An 11,048-nucleotide genomic window follows, 5' to 3' on the forward strand; every position below is an offset into this window, starting at 1 on the left:
TTTCAATAGCGATAAATAACCGCAAGCCAAAGCGCTTACGGTTATTAGGTTCTGCGTATGCAAGGCTAGAAGTTGTATCGAAGCCCTGCAAAGCCTGCTCGACCGGACGTGTTGTAGTCTGTTAGCTCTTGATAGTCTTCGTTGAGGATGTTTTCGATCCTGGCAAATATTTCTAGACCAGCGATGGCATTATAGTTCGCACTGATATCCCAGACGCTATAATCGTCCAGTGGAATATCACCGTTATCGATAGCATCCTTTGATATTCGATAGTTCGTCAATATATTTAAACGCTCATCAAATAGGTGAAAACGAACGCCGATATTCCCCGAACGCTTTGGTCGCCGAATACGCTGTAATCCAGCATCGGTTTCCGTATCGTTATACAGTGCATTACCCTGGACAACTATGATATTCCATAGGGGTACCGCGAAACCGAGTTCAATACCTTTAGAATTGCTTTCCCCTTTTTCTTGGATATAACCTGGGTACTCATAGGATATTTCATTATTAATTCTTTGGTTGAAGTAGGTTAGGTTGAGCTCGCTACCATTTGAAAAGTACGTGTCGATGCCAACGTCTAAACCCTCACTTGTCTCTTCTTCGAGGTTGGTCGTTGACGCTAAGCCAAAGGTAGCATTTTTATTGGTCGAGATTTCATAAGGGCTTGGTGCTCTAAACCCAGTTCCGTAACTGGAACGTAGTTTAAGCGAATGGTCAGATGCGCCCAGTGGAAGAATATAGGCAATGGATGCACGATGGCTCAAGTGTTCACCAAAGTCTTCGTTGTCATCCCAGCGTGTGCCGACATTGATGTACAGTTGTTTTAAGAACTGCATTTGCAGTTCGGTGAATACGCCCCACTGATCTTGCTCAAGATCGTCATCGCCTTGCACGTCGACATTTTCTTGTTGAAAATCACTGCCTGCAACCCAAGTGATCGAGTCACCTAGAGTAAATTGACCGACATAATCGATTTTTTCAATGTCGCCACTGTTTCCATAGCTTCTTAAGCCGTTTGTAAAATAGTCGCTCTCAAACTGGCTTATCGCAAAGCCGACGCCATGCTTGCTGCGTTCTGTTGAATAATCTATGGAAGCACGTCCTATGCGTTGATTGTATAGGCTTTCACAATCATTACTCACAGGGTAACAATTGTCGTATTCGCTGGTTGTATCGATATCTCTAACGACTAATTGTGCTCGCAGGTTATCACTTATATTCACGCCTACTTTGCCGTGTAGTGTGCGATTTTCATAGCCATCTGACTCACCTGAGACATCAGTGGAGCGAGCGTTAAACCCATCCGTTGATTGATCAGAAGCGGAAAAGAATACATCGTATTGCTCAGACCCTGCGCCAATGTAGCCATTGATGTTTTGCGTGTTGTAACGCCCTTGCTCCATGCTGACTCGACCTTCAAAGCCATCATTGACGGAGCGCGTAAACATATTGATGACGCCACCTGCATCCGCGCCGTAAATAAACCCTTGAGGTCCACGCAAAATTTCAATGCGACTAATATCGCTGGTTGCACCAAAGTGCTCAACCAATGGTGTTACTTTTGGCGCGGTAGAGTTTGATAGATCGATGCCATCGAGCATCATCAATGTCCGGTAACTTTCTTCACCGCGTATCCGAATGGCGGATACCTTACCTTGACCACCGCTGTTCGTTGCGGTAATACCAGGTTGCGTGCGTAATAGGTCGGTTGCTGATGCATAACCCATTAGTTGAATGTCACTATCTGAAATTACAGACACTGAGCTACCAATTTGCCGGACGGGCATTTCGACACGCGAACTGGTAACGACAATTTCGTCGAGCTGTTCTTGCGCTGACAAAAAAGTGGAAAAAGGAATGCAGGATGATAATAGGGTAGGTGCTACTGCTTTTTTCAGTAGTCCCAATTTTACACAGTGTGGTTTCATTTTAAGCCTCAATGCTAAAAAGTTAAGCAATTGAGGGAGGCATCACAAGGAAGATAAGGCCGCGAACAAAAGTAGTCCGGGGATAACTATCAGACCAGGATGGTAGCCCTCCGCTCCATCAACGTAAACACATTTGGCTGGTATCGGGCTTTCAGGTTTAAACTGATTACCGTTGCGGGGGCAGCGCTGGTCTTTCACCAGACTTCCCATTTAAGGCCAGTTGTAAAAAATAGCTCATGACAACTGGGACACCAAAATGCTGCGCGCACTGTAGGTGGATTGTAGTATGAAGTCAATTTATCTTTAGTGGCTGGGGGGTTATCTCAATACGGTGAAAACCCCGCTGGCTCGGATGATGCGTTGTTGCTCCACCATGAAATAACAGTTTGCGAACGCTACACGTCCACCAACCTTTTGGACATCGGCATCAACCTCAACCCAATCCCCACAGCGAATACTGCCGGCATAATCGATAGTCAGGTTGGTTGTGACCATGTTTATAGGCGGGCTCACGGATAACGAGCTGTTGTAGCCCAAGGTTATATCGGCTATGCCGCCGATGATTCCACCATGAACACTGCCATTGGCATTGCAGTGCTTTTCTTGGGCGGTGAAACCAATAGTCAGTGGGCCTGTGTCCTTTGACGCGTTTTTACGACAAAAGATGGGGCCGATTAAGTCCAAATATGGGCTGGTACGAAAGAGAGGTTCGAAACCTTTGGCTGGCGCGGTCATGGCAAGTCCTTGGATGACGGGTGTAGAGTTGTTGCGTACAACATATAGACCGATTGGTCTAGAGGCAAGCCATGTAAATTAATTCGAGGTTATTAGCCACTTTTATAAAAGCGGTTCCACACGGAGTGGTAATCACTAAATATTGTTTAAAAACAGTAGACTAGCGGTACTTTTTAAAGTTGATTTGGCGTTTCGAAAGTGCCGGACAAGTGTATAATGTCGCCGTTTGGGGTGCGAGCTGTATCAGTCTCATGAGGCATCGCGCGAGGTATTTGGGAGGCCGGGATGGCCGAGACTAAGGACGTGCATATGTTTAAGAACATTATAAGAATACTAAAAATGATTATCCGCAAATACCTCAAAGCGTTCGCGTGGGTATTGGCCGGGACAGTGGGGCTTATGTTGATTAGCTTAGCTATCGGCAAGATCTGGCAACACTGGGATGACGACCCCGATAGAGGCGCAATCGAGATGACTGATGGAGCGTTTGGAGAGAGCTACCAAACGCCGATTTATCTTGATCAAGGTTGGAGCGAAGCTGATAGCCTATGGTTTTACAATACCACCCAAGGCTCCGCATTGATGCCTTATGATCTTTTTGTTTCCTTGGAGCAACCCAATTCACAGACGTCATTCCGGTCTGATAAGAACATCGACAAATTCCGTTATTTACCGCAGAAGGCCACGTTCTTTAATCCAGATGCGTTGCCCGTAGGGTTCGTAAAAGAAACGTATAAAGGCCCGGTAAGTGATAGAAAGCTCGATTATATAGGCTACACCTGTGCAGCTTGCCACACAGCACAAATCAACTATACCGACAAAAATACCCAAAAAACCACGGCGATTCGTATTGATGGTGGTCCCTCCATGGCCAACATGGTGGGTTTCTTGACTGAACTTGAAGCATCAATGAAAGCTACGTTACTGGACGACGCGAAAAAGAAACGCTTTGTTGATGCCGTATTGGCATTGGACAACGATTATAGCCGTGAAGAATTGGTCTTAGCAGACCTTAAAAAATGGTCAGATACCATTTCTCGCTACAACTATATCAATCGCACTGATGTCGATTATGGCTACGCTCGACTTGATGCATTTGGTCGCATTTTTAACCGCGTTTTAGAGCACGTCATCAACAAACAACAGCTAGAGGCCGTATTGTTGGCCGCGATTGGTCCGGACAAAGAGAACCTGTTAACGCCGAGTGAAGTTGAAAAAGTGGTTGATGGGTTAGATGAAACTATCCTTGGTTCAGACGGTTTGGCGCAGGCATTAGAGCGTGCAATGTCGACCGATCCAGGCTACCCAGGATTGTCATTGCAAGAAGTTGAAATTATCAGCAATGAATTATTTAACGAAGCCGACGCGCCCGTGAGTTATCCCTACCTATGGGATGTCCCACATTCTGATTACGTGCAATGGAATGGTTTAGCAAACAATGCACATGCGGGGCCGCTAGGGCGTAACGCCGGTGAAGTGGTTGGGGTTTTTGGAAAGCTGGATTGGCGAGCGACTGAACCTGGCTTGTCGGTTGATTACCTTGCTGAAATAGCTAGCGGCCAAACCGCGAAGAAGAAAAAAATTGATTTCTCTTCTTCAATTGATTTGGTTAATTTAAAACGCCTTGAATCGCACATGATTAGTTTGACTTCACCTCAATGGCCGACTGAGATTTTTGGCGAAATTGATGAAAAAAAATGGGCGCAAGGTAAGCAGATTTACGCGCAGTATTGTCGGTCTTGCCATGAGCTTGTTGATCGCACTGATTTTGATCGTTTGATTATCTCGAAGATGTCTAACGTTGATTTCATTGGTACCGACCCAGCGATGGCAAACAACAGTGTTGCTCGCTCCGGGAACTCCGGCAATTTCCAATATACCGTTCAATCCACAGATGTTGGTCCGGTAGCAATGGGTGAAACAGCTCCCGTTGCGTTGTTGTTGACCGCTGCGACGCGCGGCGTAGTGACAACACCTGACCCCGACAAATTTATTGTACGTCGTTGGTTAGATTGGTTATATACACTGGGAATGTCTTTCTTCGACAACAAAATTGCTTACAGTGTTAAAAACGGCAACTACAATCCAGATACAACGGCGCTGCCTTTTAACTCGCTACTATCCTATAAAGCTAGGCCTTTAAATGGTATTTGGGCAACCGCGCCTTACCTACATAATGGCTCAGTCCCTACGTTATACGACCTCTTGCTACCAGAGAAACGTGAAGGCGATCCCGATGAAGGGGAGTACCGCCCAGAGAGTTTTCAAGTGGGTAAGAGAGAATACGATATTGAGCGCGTTGGTTTCGTTTACGACGGCTACGATGGTTTTACGTTGTCTACCGATAAGCTGGGGAATTTAAATAGTGGTCACGAATATGGCGCTGGACGGACGCCACAGCTGGATGGCAGGGTACTACCTGCGCTGAATGAAGATGAGCGTTGGGCGCTGGTTGAGTATTTGAAGTCACTGTGAGTTGTGGATAATTCAGCACAAAAAACCCGGCTTAAGCCGGGTTTTTTGTAAACTTAATCGATTTGTTAGCCTGCAACGCTATGCAGTTCTGGGCGAGGCTCCTCGGTTTTCTCTTCAGCATCGTGAGCTTCACTAGGTTGTTTGGTTGATGCCGGCTGATACAGCGCGGTGGCCTCTTTTGCTGCTTTTTTAGAATCAGATTTGCTGTCTGCTTTCGTGTCATCAGCGTCGTCATCTTCATCGTCTAAGTCGCGAGGATTTAAGATTCCGGCATATTTGTCTAGGTCAATCAGAGGTTCATCGTTGAGCGATTTCGCGTGTTCGAATACCACATTCTTTGTTTCGGGATTAACGAACGCTTTTGCATAGCGAAGCGGTGTATCACCCACGCCTTTACGTTTGAAATAACGTTCTATTTCGGCATCTTTCATGCCTTGTTTTGACTTTTTATCCCACTCGTTGGCCAAATCGAGTAACTTCATCAAGTTGTTCCAACGTTTTTCATCTTGAGTCGTTGGTGCCTGCTCTTTACCTGCCATCAAGTCGTAGAGGTATTTCATTACCCAGTCCGGGGCGGGGAGGCCATTGGTGCGGCAGAATTTTAGCGCTTCACGAATTGCGCATGGATTACGCGCAAATTTCGTACTGCGACCTTTGGTGCCAAAATAGCCGGAATAGAGAAGCTTGAAAGTCAGAAGTTTTGAATTAACGATGCGTTCACGTTCGCCGTCGATAACATCTTTGAGCCAATCGAGCCCGTCAGATAGGTCTCGCAATCGATCAGTTTCATGTTTCCCGGCGTCTAGCCGAGCTTTCACGGCATTAGCTAAAAAAGTACCCGACTGGGGTAGTTTATTGCTCATTACATACACATCCTATAGTTGCAGTAATCCGCGAACCTTTTTAAGGTCATCATGGATAGAAGGTGCCAAGGGAGGAACCAAATCTGAGCGCGAATTCATTAAGCGCGCAGTTTGATTGTTGGACGTTATTTTTGTGAGGCCCCCCTAAATTGCCAATGAATTTGGCACCTCACATTGCTATAGGTTACATACTAATCGGTTAGAAAACAGATAGGAATCCAAGGGCGAGTGAAGACTCTATAACAATTGGTTATAAGCTGTAGCGGTGCCGTTTGGCGCGCGTTTAGTTGCTCAGTTCGTTAATGAAAGGCCGGGTCAATTTGGTGTTGGTTGTGTGGTTTTGCTTAAAATATGTGCGATATCGGTTATGTCTTGATCGCTTAGGTGCTTAGTGACTCGGCTCATCGTGCCATCTTCTATAAGTTGTGCGCGGTGAGCGGTGAGTTTTTGAACGATTGCCTGCTGATCCAAGCCTCTGAGGTTCGGCCAACGTGCCAGCTCGCCTTCGTTAGTCATGTGGCAGCTGTGGCATACATTAAGCAGGCCGCTGACATCGTTACTCACCTTGTCGTCAGTTGTTTGATCGGCAGCAAGGAGTGGTGAAAACAGCGTACTGAATACCATGGATACAATTAGCCATTTCGCCGTGTTGAATTGAGCGCCTGCTAACCAATTAGTAAACATATCGCGAGTCCCCGTCTTAACAGTGAGTTCGATAACGATATCACGCAACGTCACTACGGGACATGACTCAGCGCATAGATGCTGATATTGATATTTTGCTCAAGGACATTCAGCAACAATAATAGCTCGTCGCGGAGCAGGGTGACCTTCTATGGTTTTGTTGTAGTCAGCAGGGTCTAAAAAGTCCGGAAGCGATTGAAACTTCATCCACTCGGTTGCGCGTTGTTCTTGTATCGTTGTTTGGTTGATGTCGACAACGCGAGGATTTTTAAAGCCTAGCTTTTTCAACCAACTGACTAATGTTTCCGGCGTAGGAATAAACCACACGTTATTCATTTTAGCGTAACGTCCTTCAGGGACGAGTGTCTCACCCAGTTTACCTTCGATTACTAAGGTTTCTAAGATCAATTGGCCACCTTGGCGAATAGTACTTTTTAATTGCTTCAAGTGATCGATTGGTGAAGGACGATGATAGAGAACGCCCATCGAAAACACGCTATCAAAACTTCGGTGTAGCTGTGAAAAGTCATCCAATGTCGCGGGAATGACATCAATGGGTGCGTCGGGAGCAAAGTGTTTTGTAGCGTAAAATTGCATGACGAACCGAGGAGACGGGTCGATACCAATGACGCGTTGTGCTCCAGCCCCCAGCATTCTCCAGCAGTGATAGCCATTGCCACAACCAACATCGAGAACGAGTTTATTGTTGAGAGGTGCAATATGATCGATCAATCGATCCCATTTCCAATCAGATCGCCATTCAGTATCGATAAACGTATCGTGAATAGAAAAGGGCCCTTTGCGCCAAGGGATAAGTGCTTCGAGAGCTTCTTTAATTTTTTGCTTGGTGTCGGAATCGGTCTCGGAAGTCTCACCAAATCTCACCTGTGTCGCAAGTTCCATAGACTCGGAGGTGACGTTGGGGAGCGAGTCTAAAGCCGCTTTCCATCCTGGCAGATCACCATAACGCTCTATGCTTAAACCTTTTGCAATAATAGCGGGTAATTCGCTTCCCCAACTTTTGAGCGCGGTATGTGAACTTAGGAAGTGTTGTAAATCTGAAAAGTAATTCATGTTATTTAATGGCGAGCATGGAGGCAAAGTTGAGGCACTGAAACCACACATCGGAGCTTGAAAAGCCAGCTTGTTGAAAACGCTTGCGATGTTGCGCGAGTGTTTCAGGAATGAGTACATTTTCTAAGGACGACCGTTTCTGAGCGATTTCTAAATCAGAATAGCCGTTTGCACGTTTGAAATTATGATGTAGTTCTATCATTAATTCTTGATGCGCTTGATCTTCAAAGCTGACCTTTTCGGAGACAATGAGCACTCCGCCTGGGTTCATTCCATGGTAAATGTTTTTAATAAGCTGGTCGCGTTCTGCAACCGGTATAAATTGCAGCGTAAAGTTCAATACTACGACCGATGCATTGTCGATGTTAGTTGATCTCACATCGCCCAAGACGACATTCACAGGCGTTCGGGGAGGGTGAGCATTGAGAATGGCAGTAAATCGCTCGACCATGGCGGGTGAATTGTCGACACCTATAATTTCACAGTCAGCTTGATCGATTCTACCGGCCATTGCCAGGCTTGATGCGCCAAGCGAACAGCCGAGATCAACGCACTTACTATTAGGCTGAGCATAACGTTGAGCCAGGTCTCCGATCATCGACACAATAGACTCGTATCCAGGCACGGAGCGCTGAATCATATCCGGAAAGACCTTGACAACATCGTCATTAAATTCGAATCCAGCAACGGCTGAAAGAGGATTGGAGTAGATGGTATCGCGTTGAGTCATGCTGGCTTTTAGTTCTTTAATCCGATAAATCGGGTCGTTAGAAATCAATGGTGCGCTATTGTTAGCTGAGCGCTGCTGATTTTAGACGGAATCTGTTATTTCTGCATCGTATTATCGCGATTTGCTCTAACAATGTTCAATAGAGAACGTGATATTGACTATGCTAATGATATGTATTTTGGATATTTTTGCGTAGTGAATGGGCGGTATGGCGTACTCTGGCTATCAAAACATAAAAGCATTGGTTGTAGATGACTTTGAGAGCTTTCGGCAAATGTTGGCAAACATGCTCGAAAGCTTTGGTATCGCGTCGATTGACAGTGCTGTGACAGGTAACGAAGTCATGCGTTGGTGCCAGGAGAAGGATTTGGACCTGATTCTATGTGACTACAACCTTGGCCGAGGAAAGAACGGCCAGCAAATCTTAGAAGAGTTGCGGCATAAAATAATTCTGTCACGTAAGACACTTTTTATACTGATATCGGCAGAATCGAGTAAAGCCATCGTCATGTCTGCCTACGACTATGAGCCTGATGCCTACCTTGCTAAGCCGATCACCGGTAAAGCGCTAAAGCAGCGTTTAGACAGATTGTTGCAGCAGCGCGACGAAATGTTACCTATCTACCAAGCCATCGACGATAAAAACCTTCCCAAAGCCACGGATTTACTCAATCGTCAGATTATGGCAGGCAGTCGAATCAGTACCCCCTGTCAAAAACTATTGGGAGAACTCTATTTGGAATCTGGCCAGATAGATCTGGCTGAAGATATCTATCGGAGCGCCTTGCAAGTGCGAACACTCGATTGGGCTAAGGTGGGCATGGCTAAGGTTCGAGAATTGCAGGGCAATAAGGGAGAAGCTAAAACTTTCCTCAGAGAGATCATTAAGAAAAACCCGTTGTGCATGCAAGCGTATGATGCACTGGCCGGTATATACCGAAAAGAGGAAGATGACGAGGCATTGTCTGAGATCCTTAAATCTGCGGTTGAGCAATCTCCGATGGCGATTTTACGTCAAGAGTCACTGGCTAAACACGCAATAAAAGTGAATGACAACTTCACTGCGGCGCAAGCATTTAGACAAACTGTTCGACTTGGAACCAACTCCGTTCACGACAAGCTTGATAATCATATTCAGTTTGGGAGATCAACCGCACAGCTCTTGCGAGATGATCAAAGTGCTGCGGTAGATTTGTCTCGTGAAGTGATTAAAGATTTAGAAGAGGTTGGTTCCCGCTTTGCGATGAGTGAAGAGCAGTCAGTAATGACACTTTTCGTTGAAAGCCAGGTGCTTGCGGGACAGGGTAATACCCGTAAAGCCAAAGAAGTATTGCAAATGGCTGAGGAAAAGTACTCTAAGCTAGAGACAGAAAGTGATCTAGATACTGATTTGAGTATGGCTCAAGCGTTAAAAGATACTGGGAACAAAGAGGCCTCCGACCAGGTTCTGTCTAGGCTAGTGCAAGAATATAAAAACGATCAATCCGCACTAGAAAAAATCGATCCTTATCTCGATGAGCCCATTAGTCAGCGTAATCGCGGTACAGTCACTTCGATCAACAAGCGTGGTATTGGCTTTTATGAAGCCAATAAATTCGAAGAAGCAATACGTTGCTTTGATAGCGCAAGAAAGCTTTTTCCCAATCATATAGGTATACAACTTAATTTAGTTCAATCTATTGATGGTGAACTCAGGGCTAGGGGGTATGACAAAGAAACTTATTACAAAGCGATGCGAATTATTGACATCGTTAAGCGAAACATTACCGGTGATCATCCGCAGTACGATCGATACTTACAGTTGCAGGATATGATTGGTGCACACAGTCGAGAGGTATAAAGGAACTGACTATGGAAAACTCCAGAGAATCACTGGATTTTAGCCTAATTTTGGCGTCCAGTGTTCATGACATGAAAAACTCAGTAGGGATGTTATTAAATTCCTTAGAAGAGTATATTCACGAATCAGACGAGACTGATCCTGCTCAAGAAAAAAGAATTGCGACGTTACAGTATGAAGGTTCTCGTATAAGCGGAGAGTTAATCCAGTTGCTGTCTATCTATCGCATGCAGGATCAACGTCTGCCAGTGCAAATTGATGAAAATTTTGTGATGGATACATTCGATGATCAAATCGCACGCAATGATATGTTATTTCAAACGCGAGGTATTCAGGTAGATGTTGAGTGTGATGATAACTTACGTTGGTATTACGACAATGAGCTTGTCGGCGGTGTGATCCACAACATTCTCATTAACTGTGCCCGCTATACTCGTGAAAAAATAGTGTTAGCTGCCGTCGTTGAAAACAACCAATTATGTATTGAGATTGCAGATGACGGTGGTGGCTATCCTTCAGCGATGATTGACGCTCCGATTAATGAGGACCGCGGTGTTAGTTTTGAAAGCGGCAGTACAAATCTTGGTTTGTACTTTGCCTCGAAAGTCGCTGCACTACATGTCCAAAATGACCAATGCGGCTCCATTTCACTAGCTAATGGCGGGACGCTAGGCGGTGGGCGCTTTATTATGCGCCTGCCGTAATGGTCAATTAAT

The 11,048-nt window shown here is 45.5% G+C and carries 9 protein-coding genes and 1 riboswitch; of the genes, 3 read left to right on the forward strand and 6 right to left on the reverse strand.

What is annotated here, in order from left to right:
* Positions 1-65 precede the first annotated feature (65 nt).
* Together ACZ5NB_RS08715 and ACZ5NB_RS08720 are read right to left on the reverse strand one after the other, a co-directional pair.
* Positions 66-1,931 carry a TonB-dependent receptor plug domain-containing protein gene (locus ACZ5NB_RS08715; protein ID WP_460232825.1) on the reverse strand — a complete coding sequence of 622 codons (1,866 nt, stop codon included), beginning with the start codon at positions 1,929-1,931 and terminating at the stop codon, positions 66-68.
* Between the two features lie 118 nt (positions 1,932-2,049).
* A riboswitch (cobalamin riboswitch) is annotated at positions 2,050-2,202 on the reverse strand.
* A gap of 47 nt (positions 2,203-2,249) precedes the next feature.
* On the reverse strand, positions 2,250-2,666 hold the full coding sequence (locus tag ACZ5NB_RS08720) for a PaaI family thioesterase (RefSeq protein ID WP_460232826.1): 417 nt from the start codon (positions 2,664-2,666) through the stop codon (positions 2,250-2,252).
* Positions 2,667-2,975: 309 nt separating this feature from the next.
* Between ACZ5NB_RS08720 and ACZ5NB_RS08725 the strand changes: the two genes are divergently transcribed.
* Positions 2,976-5,141, forward strand: coding sequence for a di-heme-cytochrome C peroxidase (locus ACZ5NB_RS08725; RefSeq protein WP_460232827.1), 2,166 nt, complete (start codon positions 2,976-2,978; stop codon positions 5,139-5,141).
* 65 nt (positions 5,142-5,206) lie between these two features.
* Here ACZ5NB_RS08725 and ACZ5NB_RS08730 read toward each other — a convergent pair whose 3' ends face one another.
* The 4 genes from ACZ5NB_RS08730 to cmoA form a co-directional block, all read right to left on the reverse strand.
* Positions 5,207-6,004, reverse strand: a complete 798-nt coding sequence (locus tag ACZ5NB_RS08730; RefSeq protein ID WP_460232828.1) for a hypothetical protein — start codon at positions 6,002-6,004, stop codon at positions 5,207-5,209.
* Between the two features lie 315 nt (positions 6,005-6,319).
* Entirely contained in the window at positions 6,320-6,742 is a 423-nt protein-coding gene (locus ACZ5NB_RS08735) for a c-type cytochrome (protein WP_460232829.1), read from the reverse strand.
* Positions 6,743-6,787: 45 nt separating this feature from the next.
* Entirely contained in the window at positions 6,788-7,762 is a 975-nt protein-coding gene (gene cmoB, locus ACZ5NB_RS08740; protein ID WP_460232830.1) for a tRNA 5-methoxyuridine(34)/uridine 5-oxyacetic acid(34) synthase CmoB, read from the reverse strand.
* Position 7,763: 1 nt separating this feature from the next.
* Entirely contained in the window at positions 7,764-8,492 is a 729-nt protein-coding gene (gene cmoA / locus ACZ5NB_RS08745) for a carboxy-S-adenosyl-L-methionine synthase CmoA (RefSeq protein WP_460232831.1), read from the reverse strand.
* Positions 8,493-8,700: 208 nt separating this feature from the next.
* Here cmoA and ACZ5NB_RS08750 point away from each other — a divergent pair, with 208 nt between their 5' ends.
* A complete protein-coding gene (locus ACZ5NB_RS08750; protein ID WP_460232832.1) occupies positions 8,701-10,332 on the forward strand; it encodes a response regulator in 1,632 nt (543 codons plus the stop codon).
* Between the two features lie 11 nt (positions 10,333-10,343).
* Positions 10,344-11,036, forward strand: a complete 693-nt coding sequence (locus ACZ5NB_RS08755; RefSeq protein WP_460232833.1) for a sensor histidine kinase — start codon at positions 10,344-10,346, stop codon at positions 11,034-11,036.
* Positions 11,037-11,048 lie beyond the last annotated feature (12 nt).

Source organism: Aurantivibrio plasticivorans, assembly GCF_055392955.1.

What these genes read in the sequence shown, in the direction of transcription:
- ACZ5NB_RS08720 (WP_460232826.1), bottom strand. Translation starts at nt 2,666, where the DNA reads ATGACCGCGCCAGCCAAAGGTTTCGAACCTCTCTTTCGTACCAGCCCA.
- cmoB (WP_460232830.1), bottom strand. Translation starts at nt 7,762, where the DNA reads ATGAATTACTTTTCAGATTTACAACACTTCCTAAGTTCACATACCGCG.
- ACZ5NB_RS08750 (WP_460232832.1), top strand. Translation starts at nt 8,701, where the DNA reads ATGGCGTACTCTGGCTATCAAAACATAAAAGCATTGGTTGTAGATGAC.
- ACZ5NB_RS08715 (WP_460232825.1), bottom strand. Translation starts at nt 1,931, where the DNA reads ATGAAACCACACTGTGTAAAATTGGGACTACTGAAAAAAGCAGTAGCA.
- cmoA (WP_460232831.1), bottom strand. Translation starts at nt 8,492, where the DNA reads ATGACTCAACGCGATACCATCTACTCCAATCCTCTTTCAGCCGTTGCT.
- ACZ5NB_RS08725 (WP_460232827.1), top strand. Translation starts at nt 2,976, where the DNA reads ATGTTTAAGAACATTATAAGAATACTAAAAATGATTATCCGCAAATAC.
- ACZ5NB_RS08730 (WP_460232828.1), bottom strand. Translation starts at nt 6,004, where the DNA reads ATGAGCAATAAACTACCCCAGTCGGGTACTTTTTTAGCTAATGCCGTG.
- ACZ5NB_RS08755 (WP_460232833.1), top strand. Translation starts at nt 10,344, where the DNA reads ATGGAAAACTCCAGAGAATCACTGGATTTTAGCCTAATTTTGGCGTCC.